The organism is Nitrosomonas sp. (assembly GCF_040256045.1).
Taxonomy (GTDB): Bacteria; Pseudomonadota; Gammaproteobacteria; order Burkholderiales; family Nitrosomonadaceae; genus Nitrosomonas.
The window spans coordinates 7,245-26,475 of the sequence record NZ_JBDZWD010000015.1 but is presented as its reverse complement, the minus strand read 5'-3'; the positions used below and the strand labels follow the sequence as shown (position 1 = coordinate 26,475).

The following is a 19,231-nucleotide window of genomic DNA, read 5'->3' as shown; positions in this document are numbered from 1 at the left end:
AATGAACATCCGTGTATATTATGCTCGTCTAACGACCTCTGATCACAAAACTTTAATTAGCACCGGAATATGTTCCAGTATTTCTGCTGACATCGTGTTCAATCGGGCGACAGGTTCACAAGTAAACGGCTAGGCCATCATCGACTTTAACATTGAAAAACCTGTCGCTGCTGTTACCTGGGTTTCTGGAAAACCACGGTATATCACTCCGTCCTTCCATCCTGATTGATGTCACCGGTTGTTATTGCACTACAATAGCGCCTGTTATCGTTTGAATTTCACTCTCACCATGATGTCTTTCGATCCCGTCATACTCTGGACAGATGCGCTGATTTATCTGCTGCTGGCAGCCAGTATCACTTTCGGTATTTTTGCCAGACGACATGTGCATGTGCTGGCATCGTGGCGCAAGGTTACACATAGCGCCAGTGGAATGTCGGCACTGACCATCCTGCTGTGTTTCATTCTGATCGGATTGCTCGATACGGTTCATTTTCGCCCGGTTCTAGAACAATCCGTGCGTAGTAGTGATGGAAAACAGCTATACAGTGCAGAAGTATTGAGTCTGCTTGATCTGCTGGCCGCGCCGCTGCGTTTGCAAACGGAAAAAACCTATTCTGCGCCGCTGTCGGCCCATCTTTATGCGAAAGAAACGATCACAACGCCTGATGGAAATCAGGTAAGGGACTTTGCCCGTCTGGTGTATGGTGGCGCACATTTGCATCACCCGGAAACAGAGCTGGTCGGGGATATCTTATGGCGATCCGCTTCCGGTGCCGGCGTGGGATTACTAATCTGGATCGGAATGGTCGCCGGTTTGGGCGGTATAAAAGCACGGCAATACCGGATTTCGTTTTTTCGTATGCAAACAGAGATATGGCGCGGTGCCACTGAAATTCCCTGGCGCGCCATCCTGGTGACGCTGGCGATTATTCTGGCTGCTTGTGGCGCGATCGTGGCGCTGGCGATGCACTATCACGTGTTGGGAACAGACAAGGTTGGCCAAGATGTATTGTATCTGTCTCTCAAAAGCATTCGAACCGGCCTTGTCATCGGAACGATAACGACGCTGATTATGCTGCCGTTTGCCTTGCTGTTAGGAATTGCTGCTGGATATTTTCGCGGCTGGATTGATGATGTCATCCAGTATATTTACACCACGCTCAGCTCCATCCCCAGTGTATTGCTGATTGCCGCAGCGGTGCTGATGATGCAGGTCTATATCGAAACACATGCTGATATGCTCGATACCGCTGCCGCGCGTGCCGACCTGCGCCTGCTGTTTCTTTGCATTATCCTCGGCATTACCAGCTGGACAGGATTGTGCAGACTGCTGCGCGGAGAAACCCTGAAACTGCGCGAGATGGAATATATCCAGGCAGCACACGCGTTCGGTGTGTCCCATTGGCGTATTCTTAGCCGCCATATTTTACCGAACGTCGTCCATATCGTCCTGATTACCACCGTCATGGATTTCAGCAGCCTGGTGCTGGCCGAGGCAGTACTTTCCTATGTGGGCGTAGGGGTGGATCCCTCAACCATCAGTTTTGGAACGATGATCAATGCTTCCAGATTGGAAATGGCACGTGAACCCATGATCTGGTGGACATTGTTTGCAGCCTTCACCTTCATGTTTGCCCTGGTACTGAGCGCCAATCTTTTTTCCGATGCGGTACAGAACGCATTTGACCCGCGCAGCCGGACATTAGTCAGTGATCCAAGCAGATTGCTCAACAATCAGACTGAAGAAAAGGTCATGGCAGAATCGACCGGAACATTGCCTGCAGACAGGAACACCTCCCGTACATGACAGCGCTACTCGAAGTAACGGATCTCCGGGTGCTGCTGCATACCGGCCGGCAACCGGTGCGTGCTGTGGACGGGCTGTCACTTGCCATCCACCCGGGTGAAACATTCGCGCTGCTGGGAGAATCCGGCAGCGGAAAATCCATTACAGCCCTCTCGATCATGCGCCTGCTGCCTGATGCTGGAGAAATCGTGCACGGCAGTGTCCGGTTGAATGGAGATGAACTGCTGAGCTTGCCGGAATCCGCCATGCGTAAAGTACGCGGTAATCGTATCGGCATGATTTTTCAGGAACCGATGCTCAGCCTGAATCCGGTGATGACCACCGGTGCACAGATCGGAGAAGTTTTACTGCAACACTCCGGTTTACGTGGCGCGGCGTTACAGACACGCATTCTGGAACTTATGCGTCAAGTAGGCATTCCTGATCCCGCCCGACGTATGGCAGAGTATCCGTTCCAGTTCTCAGGCGGCATGAAACAACGTGTCATGATCGCGATGGCACTGGCAGGCAAACCGGAACTCCTCATCGCAGATGAACCCACGACTGCACTGGATGTGACGATTCAGGCCCAGGTGCTCGACCTCATGCGTGACTTGCAGCAGCAGGAGAACATGGCTGTTCTTCTGATCACCCATGATCTGGGTGTAGTAGCAGAAATGGCACATCGCGTTGCTGTGATGTACGCAGGCCAAATCGTTGAAATGGCAGATCAAGAACATTTTTTCCAGTCACCGGCACATCCTTATTCACACAAGCTGTTTGCGGCACTGCCGACAAGAAAGAAACGCGATCAGGGACTGATTGTCATCCCGGGAAATGTTCCGGCTCTTTCAAAAGTATTTATCGGCTGCCGTTTTGCTGATCGTTGTGACCGGGCATGGGAAAAATGTCATCAGATCATTCCACCGTGGGTGGAAACCGCACCACAGCATCATGTCCGCTGCCATCTTTATTCGGACGATTCCACGGAACGGTCGCCTCAATCCCGGCTTCAATCGTTATCCGGGACAGCCCGATCCGCACCGGATGATGTTCTGCTCAGCAGCCCTACCTCTGATTCGACTCAGAGCAAACCACTTTTACGTGTGGATGATCTGAAAATACATTTCCCGGTGCATAAAGGATTATTCAAACGGGTAGCAGGCCATGTCAAAGCGGTAGACGGCGTATCACTGCAAATTGACGGCGGCAGAACGCTGGCACTGGTGGGAGAATCCGGTTGTGGCAAAACCACAGTAGGTAAAGGAATCATGCAGCTCATCCCGGTGACATCGGGCAGTGTTCGCCTGCAAGATAAGGAATTACGCGATCTGGATCGTAAACAACTGCTGCAAAAACGCTCTGCATTCCAGATCATTTTTCAGGATCCTTATTCGTCGCTCAATCCGCGCATGCGTATCGTCGAAATCATCGAAGAAGGAATACGGGCGCTTGGCCGGAATTCGGATAAAATCGCCGCCAGTGAAAAAAATCAGCACGATGTCGATACTTTGCTGATGCAGGTAGGTTTACCGGCAGAAGCCAAATGGCGCTACCCGCATGAGTTTTCCGGCGGCCAGCGCCAGCGGATTGCTATCGCACGCGCACTGGCAGTTGATCCACAACTGTTGATCTGCGATGAACCAACCAGTGCACTGGATGTTTCGGTACAGGCACAGATACTCAATCTGCTGAAAACACTGCAACAGGAGCGCAGACTTGCCTATTTGCTGATCACCCATAATATAGCCGTCGTGGATTATCTGGCGGATGAAGTCGCGGTCATGTATCTGGGGAGGATCGTGGAAAGCGGGCGTACTGAAGAAGTGCTGGATGATCCTAAACATCCGTACACTCAGGCATTGTTGTCCGCAGTACCGACCTATGAACCCGGAAGTCAGCGTGAGATCATCCGGTTACACGGAGAACCTCCTTCACCCGCCAATGTGCCGCCAGGTTGTCATTTTCATCCGCGCTGCCCGCACGTCATGCCAATCTGTCGGGAAGTTTATCCGGCTGTCAGCCGGTTCAGCGCCAGCCACACTACTTATTGTCATCTTTATCATTCAGTTTCTCAGGAGCCTCAGGATCTTCAATGACGATCGACCATGAAGTGAAGCGTCGTCGGACGTTTGCCATTATTTCTCACCCGGATGCCGGTAAAACCACACTCACGGAAAAACTACTGCTGTTTGCCGGTGCCATTCATATCGCAGGAAGTGTCAAAGCACGTAAAGCCAGCCGTCATGCCACTTCCGACTGGATGGAAATCGAAAAGCAGCGCGGCATTTCCGTTGCCAGCTCGGTCATGCAGATGGAGTACCGCGATTGTGTGATCAATTTGCTGGATACCCCCGGCCACCAGGATTTTTCCGAAGATACTTACCGGGTACTGACCGCCGTCGATGCCGCACTCATGGTCATCGATGCAGCCAACGGTGTGGAATCACAAACCTTGCGCCTGCTGCAGGTATGCCGTGCCCGCAATACCCCGATCATTACCTTCGTCAATAAACTGGATCGGGAAGTACGCGAGCCACTCGATCTGATCGACGAAATCGAACATACACTCGGCATGGACGTAATTCCGTTCACCTGGCCGGTGGGTTCAGGCAAGCGTTTTCATGGCGTATATGATCTGCGCCACAAACTGATGCGTGTCTTTCGCGCCGGCATGGATCGTGTCGAACAGGAAGAGACAGCCATCATTACCAACTTGGAAGATCCGGCAATTTCAGAACGTTTCGGCGCAAATCTCGAACAGGCCCGCCAGGAAATCGAGCTGATTACCGGCGCAGCACCGGCATTCGATCAGACAGCATTTCTTGCCGGGCAGCAGACACCGGTATTTTTCGGCTCTGCCATCAATAATTTCGGCGTACAGGAAGTGCTCGATACACTGGTTGAACTGGCGCCACCGCCAGGATCACGCAAAGCCATCCAGCGCGAAATTCAGCCCGCCGAAAAGAAATTTTCCGGTGTGGTTTTCAAGATTCAGGCCAACATGAACCCCGCCCACCGGGATCGCATTGCTTTCGTGCGGATTTGCTCAGGTGAATTCAAGCGAGGAATGAATCTCAAGGTAGTTCGCAGTGGTAAGGATGTACGTACCAGTACGGTCGTTTCCTTCCTTTCACAACGGCGTGAACTGCTGGAAACAGCCTACGCGGGCGATATCATCGGCATCCCCAACCACGGAACACTGCAATTGGCCGATACCCTGACCGAAGGAGATCATCTGCAATTTACCGGACTGCCCTTTTTTGCACCGGAGATTTTTCAAACGGTCGAAATCGCTGACCCGTTACGCAGCAAGCAGCTCAAACTGGGGTTGGCACAGTTAGGTGAGGAAGGTGCCATCCAGGTATTCCGTCCGCACATCGGCAACATGCTGCTGCTGGGTGCGGTCGGTGTATTGCAGTTTGAAGTCGTCACCCACCGTCTCAAACATGAATACGGCGTCGAGGCACGCATTGCTCCGGCTAAATATCAACTGGCACGATGGGTGACTGCCGAAACGCCGCAGGAACTTCAGCGTTTCATCGATGCCAATGCCCACCGTATCGCCTACGATGCGGTGGATGCACCTACTTTTCTGGCTTCATTCTCTGCTGAAATCAGTGTAGCTGAAGAAAACTGGCCGGGCATCCGCTTCCATAAAATGCGGGAACATGCCGGCCTGATGTTTCAGACAGCCGGCTGATTTTGAGAATGGGTAATGAAATTACAGATAGCTGCTTGTATGGGGCATACAATAAGTCCATCGCAAAAACTTTTAGGCTGATTATCACCTTCCAACCATTTATGCTACCCCACTACAAACAGACGATAAAAAGCAGCTGCCCAGCAGCAATCTGACTCAGGCGTGTAGCTGTACCATTGACTGCTGGAAGTATTACTTCTTGATTGTCTCGCCACTTTATTTCCAATGACTTCATAACTCAGTCCGCACCGAGAACGCGATATTGCGGGGAATACCGAGGGAATAGGATGTTGCCCAATAGCTCTTGTCAGTCAAATTGGCGACATTAAGATTGAAACTCACAGGGTGCCGCGCGATTCTGGTCCGATAGTGCAAACCGATATCGAAAACGACGTATCCGTCAATTTTCTGTAAATTGGCCGCATCCTTGTACATACTGCCCGAATAGAACGCGCCCCCGCTCAGTGACAGGCCAGACACACCAGGCAGCGCATATTGAGCATAGATCTTGGCCAGCGTGCTGGCAACGCCTGTTGGTTTCTTGCCCTGGAACGCGGCATTCGTGATCTTTTCTGTGCTCAGATCCATCAACGTGCCGCCGACGATCAAGGTCAGGTTTTTCGTAACCTGTCCGGTGGCAGTCAATTCGATACCCTGGTGGATTTCGAGGCCATCCTGGTTGATGGTGCGTTTCCCATCGGATCCGATTTCCTCATAGGAATTTGCCTTTTCGATCCGATAGAGGGCACCGGTGATCAGAAAGTTATCCGTAGGAGCATATTTCGTACCCACTTCATATTGCTTTGATATGAATGGTTTCAGAATCTTTCCAGGCTCGTTGTACAACAGCGGATCATTTGGAATAATTGATCCCTTTTCCAGCCCCTCTATATAGCTCGCATAGGTTGTCACTGTTTCGATCGGCTTGAAAAGTAAAGATACTGTTGGTGTGATAACCGCTTTGTCATAGCTGGCCGTAACTTCACCGGCACTGTCGTAGTTCTTCGTCACAATCTGGCTGCGATTAAAACCGATCAATGCACTCAAGCTATCTGTGAACTGGATATCGTCACCAACAATAATGTTGTAGTTCCTGGAATCGCTCGACTTATGGGTTCTGCCCCAATCCTGATCGTTAAACGCCGACGGCATGGCCCAAGTCATAAGGTCGTATGGATCAGTATAGGAAGGGGAATTCGTGGCGCTGATGAAGTTTGTGACGTGCCTCCTGACACGCAGGGTGTCACCGGAAAAACCCACTGTCAGCTTATGCCCGATACCGATGGTACTGAACACGCTGTCAAGATAGGCATAGGCACCTTGAGCGATGTTATAGGAGGGCGCACTTCGCGACGGCCAGCCGTTCGCGAAGCCGGAATCGGCGAAAAATGCAGGATAAAGATTGATTGATTCCTGGACATCTCGCTTGTATAGATAGGCGCCTCGGAAGCTGAAGATATCGTTGATGGCAAACTTCACATTCGTGCCAATGCGGTTGGTCTTTGTCTCCAGGAAAGTCCAGGATGGCGTATAGGTTTTGTTATTTTTAAGAGGTGCGATCCAATAGTCGAGTGCGCCGAAGGAGCTGTCCGAATAAGCATAGAAGCGCGAATCGATGCCATCAACTCGATAGTAGGTGCGCGCTGCCTCAACCTGAACTAGAAAGTTGGGATTGATGTTCCAGTCCAATGCGCCACTAACTAGTGTTCTCTGAACGTTCTGATCTTTCTTTGATGTCTCGCCATTTTGGTGCGATATATTCAGACGATAGGCGAATATACCGTCGCTATCGATCCTGTTGCCGAGATCGATATGACCGAACCACTGTTTGTTACCGTAGTTACCTGCTCTGAGTGCGATAGTGCGTTCGTAGGTCGGTCGCTTGAGAATATAATTTGTTACGCCACCTGGATTACCAACGCCGTACATGAAGCCCGACAAGCCGTTCATGATTTCGACTCGCTCTAGCTCCTCCATCGCAATACCGGTTGAGGTAGAAGACAATCTGAGGCCGTCCATGACGCCGCTTTGCGAGTGGAAGCCACGAATAGCAGCATAGGGCGTTCCATAAACGGTTGAAGGAGCTGAATTTTGGACGATCGGGTTCATCTTGTAGATCTGATCCATGTCTCCCGCAATGACGGTTTCAATCAGCTGCTTCGGGATGAAACTAACTGAATAGGGCGTATCCTTCAGTGCGCGACCTTCCCACGGCCCCAGCACCGGCACGTGATCGCTGCGATAACCTTGATCAGCACTGTTATCTACCGAAGCAACCGTAGCACTCACCGTCATCAACGGCAGCACCACCGCCTCGCTGGATGAATTCCCGGCAGTAGATACTTTGCGCAGTGAATAGCCGCCACCTGGCTGGGGAGCAGCTTCGACACCGCTGCCGGCCAGCAGCAAGCTCAATGCCACACCAATACTATAGTTACCGGATAATCCTTTGGATTGCCGGCCATCAAGCAGCGCAACATCATAGTAAAGATTGACGCCAGCGGTATGCGCGAAATGATCCAGCGCTGCATCTAGCAGGCCGGCAGGCACATTAAAGGTGTGGATCTCATCAGCAGCCGGGCGTGCCGCGGCCATCTCTACCGCAGCAGCGTGTAACAGCGGTACTGTTGTGCCGACAAACAAGCTCAACAGTATGCCCTGCAGCGCAATAGTCAGCAACTTGTACTGTAAACAGGAAAACAGTTGGATGAATCGGTCCCGGTGCTCCACACCAGGGAAAGGTAAACGGCTCAGGGTCATTTTCAGTCTCGGCAAGATAAGTTATTAATGGTCTTCCTACCTGTTAAGCCGAACAAGGATCAAAAACCCTTCATTTTTTCTGAAAATTTTTTCTTAGGGAAACGCAGATTAAATCAATAAATGTCATTGCGACTGCGAATGTAATGAAGCAGGAAGCAATCCAGGTTATTTAAAATCAATAAGTTCTGGATCACCACGTCACCGCGTTCCTCGTGATGACGAAATGACTCAGCGGTCCTTAGCTTCTTTTCCCGTGTTTCGTTTCCTGTTTTTCTTCCTGTTAATGAGAATGCCGCGGCCCTACTGAAACCCAGAATCGGGTACGGTAGGTAATACTTATCGGCTGGATCTGCGTGAGGAATTGCAATGTCCGGTCGGTTTCCTTCACATGAAAAAGGCCGGACAGATGCAGATCGGCTACATCTGGGTCGCAGGTGATGTAACCGGGCCGGTAACGTGACAGCTCGCTCAGCAAGTCCTGCAGACGGATGTTTCTGCCGGCGATGACGCCTTTTTGCCAGCTGTCCGCTTCAAAGCCTTGCAGATCCGCCGGCAGGGTACCTTCCTCAGCCAGCCAGCGACTCTCGCCGGGCTGCACGATGACAGGACCCCCCCCATTCACCGGATGCAGTTCCACGGCGCCTTCCTGCACACTGATACGGGTGCGATCCGCTTCCAGGCGAACCACGAAACGCGTACCCAGCGCCTGTATCCGGCCGAAGGGGGTATGCACCCAGAATGGACGTTTCGTTGCAGTACCGGTATCGGCCCCGGTCGTAACGAGAATTTCCCCGCGCCACAGCACGATGAGACGGCGTAGCCCGGCCAGATCAGTACTGACGGCACTGTCGGTGTTGAGTACGATGACGCTGCCATCGTCCAGCTGCAGTGTTTTCTGCTCACCGGTAGCCGTGCTGGCATCGGCCAGCAGGCGCTGCCACGGCGTATTTTCACGTATCACCCAGCCCGTACTCAGAGCGACGCCGGCCAGTGACAGCAGCTTGATGACGTTGCGGCGGCTCAGACCGCTATGTTCACGATGACGTTGTGCGGTTTGTAATGTGTCATGCGCCAACCCGGGTGGCAGCTCGCCCAGATCAGACTGGAATCCTTTCAGGGAATGCACACGCTGCCAGGCAAGACCATGCAAAGGATCAGCCTGCAACCAGCATTCGAATGCCTGTTGCTGTGCAACAGTAGGCGTGTTGTAGTCGAGCCGGACTGCCCAGGAGATGGCAGCATCAACGACAGATTCGGGAAGCCGATCCGCGCCGTGATGCGATGCTTCCGTTGCTTGCGCAGTACCTTCCTGTGGAGAAACCCCGTCGGTCATGGTTCGAAACGCAGCGTGTAGCAACTGTGCAGCGCTTTGGTGATGTAGCGTTCCACTGTGGAGAGCGATACCCCCAGGTGCTCGGCAATTTGCGGGCAGGTCAACCCATCGAGCTGGGCCAGCAGGAAGGCAGTACGCACGCGCGGCTTGAGCGAATCGAGCAATCTGTCGATCTCGATCAGTGCCTCCAGAAAGATCAGCCGCGTCTCGGGTGCAGGTGCTTCAGGCTCCGGCAATGATGCCAGCGTTTCCAGCCAGGCCCGCTCCAGCTCACGCCGGCGCCAGTGATCGATGACCAGACCATGCGCAATAGTAGAGAGATAAGCACGCGGCTCATTCAGATGCACAGGTTGCTGTCGGGTAAGTATACGCATGAAGGTATCTTGCGCAATATCTGCCGCATCGCAGGCATTGCCCAGTTTGTGGCGTAACCAGTTATATAGCCAGCCGTGATGATCGGTATATAAAACATGAGCCCTTTGCACTGCAAGATCCGTGGCCGGCACAGCGCTCTCCTCGTCATTGGTCAGGCACATATGCGGACACAAAATAAAAATGAGAACTATTCTTATTTTATAGGGTAAGGTACCCGATTTGCAAGACTGATTTTGTTAATGCGCCGGGTGTAAAAATTTCCAGGCTCAGGATCTATTAATTTCAGGATACACTGGCAAATCTCAATGAATGAATCCTCTGAGCCTGGCTGGAAGTTCTTACTGCTAAAACAGGTCGCCCAGGTTGTTATGTAGCGGTTTCTTATCAATATCCAATATAGGTGACCAATGCCCCCCTATGGCTTGAATCAGCGCAACGGCCGCTGCCTGTTGATTGATTACCGCCTGGATTTGCGCTTGCTGAGCGTTTAATGCCGTGGTCTGCGCAATAATTACCTGCGAATAATCAACCATTCCGCTCAGGTACTGGTTGTTGATGATGGTCTGGGCATGGGCAGCAGCATTCGCTGCTTCAGTCTGGCTGTGTGTGACATCAGCAAGCACGCGTGTTGCAGCCAGATTATCCTCAACCTGTTGGAAAGCGCTGAGTACGGTCTGTCGGTAAAGGGCAACGGCTTGATCAAAAAGCGCTTTTGCCTGAAGCACTTGCCCCCGGCGTGCACCAAAATCCAATAAGGTTTCAACACCACTTAAACCAAAAGACCAAAGGCTGGTGGAAGCCTTGAAAAGCTGATCCATTACGCTGGTGGTTGTTCTCACGCCTGCTGTGAGTGTGATTTGCGGAAAATAGGCTGCACGTTGAATGCCTATACTGGCATTGGCGGCAGCTACTCGGCGCTCGGCGGCAGCGATGTCAGGGCGGCGTTGCAGAAGTGTTGCCGGTAGTGTTACCGGTACATCCGGTACAACTGGCTGCCAGGTTTCAGGGGCCAAAGTAAAGGTTGAGGGATTTTCTCCAGTCAATACAGCGATCGCATGTTCCAGCACTGCGCGCTGGCGATCAAGATCCTGTCGTAAGGCAAGTGCGTTGCTCAGTGAGGTTTGTGCCTGAAAGACATCTGAACGTGCTACCGTGCCGACCTCATATTTATTGGAAGCAATAACCAGCGCGCGTTGATAATCCTCAATAATCCGGTCAAGCAATACTCGCTGAGCATCAATCCCGCGCAGCTGAATATAATTGGCGGCCAGTTCTCCCTGTGCAGACAGGGCAGCGTTGATCAGATCCCCTTCACTGGCTGCTTCACCCGCTTCTGCCTGCGATACGGCATTGCTCAGTTTTCCCCAGAGATCCGGTTCCCAGCTTGCGCCAATGCCAAACATATAATTGGATGAAGCGGAGAGTGCACCACCCGCGCCTGAAACGAATGAGCTGTCGGATTGGCCGGTAAAAGGAATGGAGCGGGAGCGGCTGCCAGTCAGGCTGATCAGGGGGAAAAGTGCAGCCCGTTGCGTGATGACGAGCGCGCGCGCGGCCTGATAAGCAGCACGAAAGGAGGCAACATTCTGATTCGTGATAATTACTTTGGATTCCAGCTCATTGAGGATGGGATCATTGAAAAGTATCCACCATTCCCCGCGCGCGACTGCATCGGACGGTTCTGCCGCCGCCCACCCGGGTGCTTCCTTATAGTTCATCGGGAGGGTAATGGCGGGTGTGTGATATTTCGGTGCCAGGTTACAACCGGCCAGAAACAGAACAAATAACAACAGAACGGGTTTCATGAAGATACTCATCATTTAAAAAGGTGCGGACGTATCACTGTGTCGTGTGAGATGTCGCTCGTACGTCCCGCGCCGACGAAAGCGATCAAGTGCCAGATAGACGACCGGGGTAGTCAGCAATGTCAGAATCTGGCTGGCAACAAGCCCGCCAAAAATGGCGATACCCAGTGGTCGGCGCAGTTCTGAACCATCGCCGAAACCAAGAGCGAGTGGCAATGCACCCAGCGCCGCTGCCAGCGTAGTCATCAGAATCGGGCGGAACCGCAGCAGAGAGGCTTCTCGCACAGCCGCCAGTGGGCTCAGCCCGCTGCGTTCCGCCTCCAGTGCAAAGTCGATAATCAGGATTGCATTCTTTTTTACAATTCCGATAAGCAAAATAATCCCGATGAGGGCAATGATGTCGAACTGCCCACCCGTTACCATCAGCGCAATCATGGCGCCAACCCCGGCTGAGGGTAGCGTGGAGAGGGTAGTAAGCGGGTGGATCAGGCTTTCGTACAATATGCCCAACACGATATAAATCGTCACTAATGCGGCCAGAATCAGGAGCGGCATACTGGCCGTCGTTTCCTCAAAAACCCTGGCGGTTCCGCTGAATTCTCCATGTACGGTGGTGGGCAGGGCCAGGCTGGCCCGGACTTCTTCGATCTTACTGGCTGCTAATCCCAGTGATTTTCCGGGGGGGAGATTGAAAGAAAGCGTGGCTGAGGGTTCGCCATCAGAATGGCTGACGGATGTACTGGCCGAACCGGTCGACCAGCGGGCAAAAGCAGAAAGCGGAATCATGGTTTTGGCCGTTGTACTGACTGCACTGCCGAGGGCAGTAGCCGAGCCACCACTGGCCGTGCCGCCTGTACTGGCGAAGGTTGCCTCTTCACCGGTTGCTGTTACCGGCAGGTAGATATTGTCAAGCGCTTCCGGGGAGTTGCTGAACTGGCTCGGAACTTGCATGACGATATAGTACTGGTTAAGGCCCGAATAGATGCTGGCAACCTGACGTTGTCCAAAAGCATTGTATAAAGCCGCATCAACGGCTTGCATCGAAATCCCCAGGCGGGTGGCGGTATCCCGGTTTACTTCCACGAAAACATTAGCGCCCGCATCCAGTTGGTCGATATCGACATCGACCAGCGTATCGCTATGCTGTTTCAGTGCATCCACCAGTTTCTGCCCGGCGGTTCTCAGGATCTCGGAATCACCTGCCTTCAGGACATACTGATAGGTGCTGGTAGTCTGACGTCCCCCCACCCGTAAATCCTGGGTCGGGTTGAGGAAAACACTAATACCCTCGACCTGCCTCAGTTTGGGGCGAAGACGGGCAATGACGATTGGTGCCGGGGGGCGCTGCGATCTGGGCTTGAGTGTTACATAAAGAAAACCGCCACCCGGGCGTCCTCCTCCCGAGACGGCAATGACAGCCGACACCGCCGGATCATCTTTGACAATATTAGCGACCCGGGTCAGTTTGTCCTGAAGTTTGTCGAAAGAGATACTTTGATCAACACGTACGCCTCCCATAATACCGCCCGTATCCTGCCCCGGAAAAAACCCCTTGGGTGCGATGATAATGAGATAAACGTTGAGTACTACTGCGCCTGCCAGCAGCATCAGCACTGTCTTGCGGTGTGCGAGCGCCCAGTCGAGAACACGCTCATACCAGGCTTGCATCCGATCGAAGCCGCGTTGTGCCAGGCGCATGATTTTTCCCTGATCGGCCTCTTTGCCAAGGCAGCGTGCAGCCAACATGGGTGTGGTAGTAAGCGAAATGATCAGGCTGATGACGACTGCCACGGTCATGGTGAGCGAGAATTCCCTGAATAACCGTCCCACCAGCCCTCCCATAAAAATGAGTGGAACAAATACAGCAATCAGGCTGAGTGAAATGGAAAGGACGGTGAAACCAACTTCACGTGCGCCTATCAGGGCAGCCTGGAAAGGTGCCACGCCCTTTTCGATATGACGACTGATGTTTTCTACTACCACAATCGCATCATCCACGACAAAACCGGTGGCGATCGTGAGTGCCATTAATGACAGGTTATCAAGTGAGAAACCGGCAAGGTACATCACCGCAAAGGTGCCAAGCAGTGAAGTGATCACAGCTGCTGCCGGAATCAGCGTGGCGCGCCAGCTTCTCAGGAACAGGCTGACTACCAGTATCACGAGGAGCGTGGCAATCAGTAATGTTATTTCCACTTCATGCAGCGATGAGCGGATGGTAAGGGTGCGATCCGAGACAATATCCAGATGGATATCGGGAGGCATAGTGGCGCGCAGGGCGGGAATCTGAGCTTTGAGTGCATCCACCACCTGAACAATATTGGCACCTGGTTGACGTCTGATCAGAACGGGTATCGCCTTGCTGCCGTTATACAAACCCATGGTGTAGATATCTTCCGGGCCATCGATAACCTCAGCTACATCGGACAAACGTACCGCAGCGCCATTGCGCCAGGCAATAACGATATCGCGATAGTCGGCAGCCTGTAGCCCGGGTTTATTCAAATAAATCTGCCAGCTCTGATTACCGGAATCTACCGTTCCACGCGGACGATTGGCGCTTTCTGACTGAAGGGCAGTACGCACATCTTCCAGCGCAATACCATAACGGGAAAGCGCCAGCGGATTGACTTCCACCCGCACTGAGGGTAAGGCAGCGCCACCCAGTTCGACATTACCCACCCCCTGTACCTGCAGCAACCTTTGCTGAACGATGGTTGAAACCTGATCATAGATTTCGGATGGGTTGCGCGTTGGAGAGCTAAGAACAAGAATCAGGATCGGTGATTCAGCCGGGTTGAATTTACGGTAATTGGGGTTGGTTTTGAGTGTGGCGGGCAGATCAGCGCGCGAAGCATTGATTGCTGCCTGAACATCGCGCGCCGCACCGTCAATATCGCGAGACAGATCGAACTGCAGTGTGATTCGGGTCGAACCGGTAGTGGAATTGGAAGTCATTTCGCTTACCCCGGCGATAAGACCAAGACGACGTTCCAGGGGAGAGGCCACACTCGATGCCATGGTAGAGGGGCTGGCACCGGGAAGATTGGCCTCTACCATGATCGTTGGAAAATCAACCTGTGGCAGCGCTGCTACCGGCAGCTTGAAAAATGTACTGATTCCGGCCAGCATCAAACCGATCGTGAGCAGAATGGTGCCTACCGGGCGGCGAATAAAGGGCGCGGAGATATTCACGAAGCATCATCCTGGATGGGTACGCGATTCAGCTGTTGTCTGCGTTCTTTCCAGTCTTCCAGTACGAGAAAAATAACCGGGGTAGTGAATAAGGTCAGTATCTGGCTCAGCAGCAGTCCTCCCCCAATTGCAATACCCAATGGCTGGCGTAGCTCATGCCCGGTACCACCGCCGAAGATCAGTGGCAATGCGGCAAACAGGGCGGCAAAGGTGGTCATCATGATCGGACGAAAACGCAGCAATGCGGCCTGGCGGATGGCATGATGGCTGTCGGCCTGGTCGTAGCGCATGGCATCGAGTGCAAAATCGATCATCATGATTGCGTTTTTTTTCACAATCCCGATCAGCAATACGATACCGATGATGCCGATAACGCCCAGTCCCGATCCTGTCAGCCACAATCCCAACAGCGCGCCGATTCCTGCCGGCGGCAGGGTGGACAAAATCGTAATCGGGTGAATAAAACTCTCATAGAGGACACCCAGCACGATATAGACCACACCGATAGCCGCCAGAATCAGCCACAATGTATTACCGAGCGAGGATTTGAATGCACTGGCTGCTCCAGAGAAGCGGGTAGTCAGACTGATGGGTATGCCGATCGCTTGTTCCGTTCGCTCGATGGCCTTTACTGCGTCTTCCAGTGAAACACCCGGTGCCGGATCAAAACCAATGGTCGCTGCCGGAAACTGGTCTTCCCGTGAGATGACCAGTGGTACTGCGCCGGTGTGAATCGTTGCGAGTGTGGACAAAGGGATATTGGTTCCGTCAGGCAGTGGAATCTGCAGCCTGCCCAGCGCTTGCGGATCGGTAATGAATCCGGACATTGCTTCCAATATGACACGATTCTGACTCGACTGGGTATAGATGGTGGAAATGATTCGCTGTCCGAACGCATCATACAGTGCATTATCGATGGTAAGCACACTGAGACCCAAGCGGCTGGCAGTATCACGATTGATATCAACAGTGACGGAACGACCGCCTGAAAACAGGCTGGAAGTAATATTACGCACGAGCGGATCTTTGTTGAGCGCTGTCACCAGTTTTTCTCCCCACTGTGTTACCTGATTTTCATCCGCGCCCTGCAGGGAAAACCGATAGGCATTTATCCCGGTAGAGGTGTCGATGGTCAAATCCTGTACGGGGCGGAAATGGACCTGCACGCCAGCGATATTGGCGGTTGCCCGTTCAAGATTGAGCAGTACCGATGGCAGGCCGGCACGCTCCCCATGTGGTTTGAGATTGACGAGCATGCGCCCCTGGGAAAGCGCGGGATTTTGTCCATCCACACCAATCGAGGAACTGAGGCTGGCGACGGCGGGTTCGGTTAATAACGCGCGAGCCACCTGTTGTTGCAGTTCCGCCATGCGCTGAAAACCAATATCCTGTCTGGCAGAAGTGGTGACGGCGATTTGCCCTGTATCCTGTTCCGGGAACAGGTTTTTAGGAACGAACAGGTACAACAATATGGTAATGATCAGCGTGGCGGCAAACACCAGTAACGTCAGCGTACGGTGCGCCATGACCCGATCGAGCGCTGTGATGTAATGCTTTGATAGCCAATCGAACCACCGATGTGTCAACTCCACGATATAGTGTCCGCGTTCTTCCTCGTGTGAATGCAGCCAGCGGGCAGACAGCATAGGCACCAGTGTCAGTGCAATCACTGCTGACAGCAGGATGGTTACTGCCAGTGTGATGGCAAATTCACGAAACAGGCGACCGACGACATCTTCCATGAAAAGCAACGGGATCAACACGGCTACCAGGCTGATGGTCAGCGAAATGATGGTAAAACCGATTTCGCCGGCTCCCTTTAACGCGGCCTCAAATGGTCGCATCCCGTTTTCGATATGGCGCGCGATATTCTCCAGCACGACGATGGCATCATCCACCACGAAACCGGAAGCAATCGTGAGCGCCATCAGCGTCAGATTATTGACGGAAAAATCGAGAAAATACATTGTGGTAAAGGCGCCGATCAGGGAAAGTGGTACGGCGACACTGGCAATGACCGTTGCACGTGCAGATCCCAGAAACAGGAAAATAACGAGCGTGACCAGAAAAACAGCGAGAATCAGTTCAAACTGGACATCTTCCACTGAGGCACGGATACCGGCAGTACGATCAGTCAGCAATGTGACATGGACATCAGCGGGCAACTGTGCTTCGAGATCACGTACAACGGTCTTGATCGTATCCACCGTACTGATGACATTGGCACCGGGTTGCCGTTGTACATCGAGAATGACGGCCGGGGTGTCATTCATCCAGGCGGCCAGGCGAACATTCTCGGTTGCTTCGATTACGTTGGCGACATCGCTTAACCGGATGGGCGCACCATTGGCAAAACCAATGACGAGGTTGCGATAGCTGTCAGCATCTGTCAGCTGATCGTTGACATCAATCGTCCAGTTTCTGCTGTCGCCATTGATGTTGCCTTTGGCGGCATTCACGTTGGCATTATTGATTACAGTCCGCAAGCGCTCAAGTGACAAACCTCGTGCGGCCAGCGCAGCAATATTAGCCTGAATGCGTATGGCCGGCCTTTGTCCGGACATCATGGAAACCAGACCAACGCCGGATATTTGCGAGATCTTGTTGGAAAACTGTCGCTCGATGATTCCTTGCACTTCGCCCGGTGGCCGGGTATCCGAGGTAATGCCAAGGCTCAGGATCGGCGCATCCGCGGGATTGACCTTGGCATAAACGGGCGGCGTGGGAAGTGCGGCCGGAAGCAGTGTACTCGCTACATTGATCGCTGCCTGCACTTCCTGTTCGGCTATGTCGAGCGCAAGATCGAGACGAAATTGCAGGGTAATGACCGATGCGCCGGAAGAAGAGGTGGAAGTCATACGCACGAGGCCGGGCATTTGCCCGAACTGCCTTTCCAGCGGGGAGGTGACGGTTAGCGCCATCACATCCGGACTGGCCCCTGGATAGAGGGTGGTGACCTGAATTGTCGGGAAATCGACTTCCGGCAAGGAAGACAAGGGAAGAAAACGGTAAGCGATGAGGCCGCCCAATAGCAGCGTGATCATCAGCAGGCTGGTCGCAACCGGACGAAAGATAAAAAGACGTGACGGCCCACCCGGAAGTGAAGCAATTGTTTCTTCTGTATCGCTATTCATGAATGCTGATCTGTGGATTCAGATTGATGGCGATCGTCTTGATGCGATTTGCCGTCATCCGGACTCCTGTTTTCCGTCAGGCGAACGGGTGAACCATCTTCAAGCCCGTCTGCTCCATCGGTCACAACGATTGCCCCGGCTGTCAGACCGGATGTAATAGCAGTCTGCCCGTCAGCGCTCGGGCCAATCGTTACCGGAGTCAACCTGACCGTATCGTCCGGCTGAACGACAAAGACGAAATCTCCCGGCACCCCGTGCCGAACGGCACTGATGGGTACAGTGACAGCATCGTGCAGTGTGGTGACAAGCAGGGAAATATTGACAAACTGGCCCGGGAAGAGCGTGTTGTCGCCGTTATCAAAACGTGCTTTGGCGCGCACGGTACCCGTTGTTGTATCCACCTGATTATCGAAAGCCAGAAAGCGCCCTTCAGCCAGTATCCTGCTGTCATTCTGATCCAGCGCTTGTACCAGCAGACCGGCGCCACTATCGGCCTGGTGACCAATGATGGAAAGCTGGGTTTGCGGCAGAAAAAAACTGACATCGATTGGATCGAGCTGTGTGATGACGACGATACCATTGGTATCGGATGGCGTCAGATAATTGCCGATATCCACCTGGCGGATACCGACTCGGCCATCAATGGGGGATTTGATCGCGGTATATTCCAGATTGAGCTCGGCTGTGCCGATGGCTGCCCGGTCAGCCGCTACGGTTCCAGTTAACTGACGAACCAGCGCGCGCTGGGTATCGACCTGCTGACTGGCGATGGAATCCTGACTCAGCAATGTTTCATAACGTTTGAGATCGAGCCTGGCGACTGCAAGCTGAGCTTCATCACGTGCCAGATCGGCTTTGGCCTGAGCCAGCGCCAGCCGATAGGGACGCGGATCTATCTGTGCGAGCATTTGTCCCACCCGTACCATCTGGCCTTCCTGGAACATCAGCTTGAACAGTACACCCGAAAGCTGCGGACGAACCGTTGCCGTAACCAGAGGCTGTACTGTACCAAGTGCCGTTACCATTACGGGCATATCGGTATGGATAGCGGATGCGGTGCCAACAGCTGCAGCGGGGCGGGCATGTGTGCCGCCGGCGTTACGATCTGTCAAACGGTAGGCCATAAAAGTGATAACT

The 19,231-nt window shown here is 53.0% G+C and carries 10 protein-coding genes; 3 read left to right on the top strand and 7 right to left on the bottom strand.

The annotated features are described in order from the left end of the window. Positions 1–292 precede the first annotated feature (292 nt). Genes ABUL11_RS04495 through ABUL11_RS04485 form a run of 3 tightly spaced genes read left to right on the top strand, consistent with a single transcriptional unit; the run spans position 293 to position 5,492 of the window. Positions 293–1,810, top strand: coding sequence for an ABC transporter permease (locus tag ABUL11_RS04495; protein ID WP_350282669.1), 1,518 nt, complete (start codon positions 293–295; stop codon positions 1,808–1,810). Next, positions 1,807–3,888, top strand: coding sequence for a dipeptide ABC transporter ATP-binding protein (locus ABUL11_RS04490; RefSeq protein ID WP_350282668.1), 2,082 nt, complete (start codon positions 1,807–1,809; stop codon positions 3,886–3,888). The genes ABUL11_RS04495 and ABUL11_RS04490 overlap by 4 nt, the downstream gene beginning before the upstream one ends. After that, positions 3,885–5,492: a peptide chain release factor 3 gene (locus ABUL11_RS04485; protein WP_350282667.1), complete on the top strand. Its 1,608-nt coding sequence runs from the start codon at positions 3,885–3,887 to the stop codon at positions 5,490–5,492. The genes ABUL11_RS04490 and ABUL11_RS04485 overlap by 4 nt, the downstream gene beginning before the upstream one ends. A gap of 231 nt (positions 5,493–5,723) precedes the next feature. On the opposite strand, the gene ABUL11_RS04480 is transcribed toward ABUL11_RS04485, so the two are convergent. The 7 genes from ABUL11_RS04480 to ABUL11_RS04450 all read right to left on the bottom strand — a co-directional run. Continuing rightward, the gene (locus tag ABUL11_RS04480; protein ID WP_350282666.1) at positions 5,724–8,252 is read right to left on the bottom strand and encodes a TonB-dependent siderophore receptor; all 2,529 of its coding nucleotides are present in this window, start codon (positions 8,250–8,252) and stop codon (positions 5,724–5,726) included. Positions 8,253–8,532: 280 nt separating this feature from the next. Further along, on the bottom strand, positions 8,533–9,585 hold the full coding sequence (locus ABUL11_RS04475) for a FecR domain-containing protein (RefSeq protein ID WP_350282665.1): 1,053 nt from the start codon (positions 9,583–9,585) through the stop codon (positions 8,533–8,535). Then, complete coding sequence (locus ABUL11_RS04470; RefSeq protein WP_350282664.1) at positions 9,582–10,121, bottom strand: sigma-70 family RNA polymerase sigma factor; 540 nt, start codon at positions 10,119–10,121, stop codon at positions 9,582–9,584. The genes ABUL11_RS04475 and ABUL11_RS04470 overlap by 4 nt, the downstream gene beginning before the upstream one ends. A gap of 183 nt (positions 10,122–10,304) precedes the next feature. Beyond that, positions 10,305–11,765, bottom strand: coding sequence for an efflux transporter outer membrane subunit (locus tag ABUL11_RS04465; RefSeq protein WP_350282663.1), 1,461 nt, complete (start codon positions 11,763–11,765; stop codon positions 10,305–10,307). A gap of 15 nt (positions 11,766–11,780) precedes the next feature. Next, positions 11,781–14,960: an efflux RND transporter permease subunit gene (locus tag ABUL11_RS04460; protein WP_350282662.1), complete on the bottom strand. Its 3,180-nt coding sequence runs from the start codon at positions 14,958–14,960 to the stop codon at positions 11,781–11,783. Continuing rightward, positions 14,957–18,094: an efflux RND transporter permease subunit gene (locus tag ABUL11_RS04455; protein ID WP_350282661.1), complete on the bottom strand. Its 3,138-nt coding sequence runs from the start codon at positions 18,092–18,094 to the stop codon at positions 14,957–14,959. Before ABUL11_RS04455 ends, ABUL11_RS04460 begins: the two co-directional genes overlap by 4 nt. After that, a partial coding sequence (locus ABUL11_RS04450; protein ID WP_350282660.1) for an efflux RND transporter periplasmic adaptor subunit occupies positions 18,091–19,231 on the bottom strand: 1,141 nt, incomplete at its 5' end. The genes ABUL11_RS04450 and ABUL11_RS04455, both read right to left, overlap by 4 nt.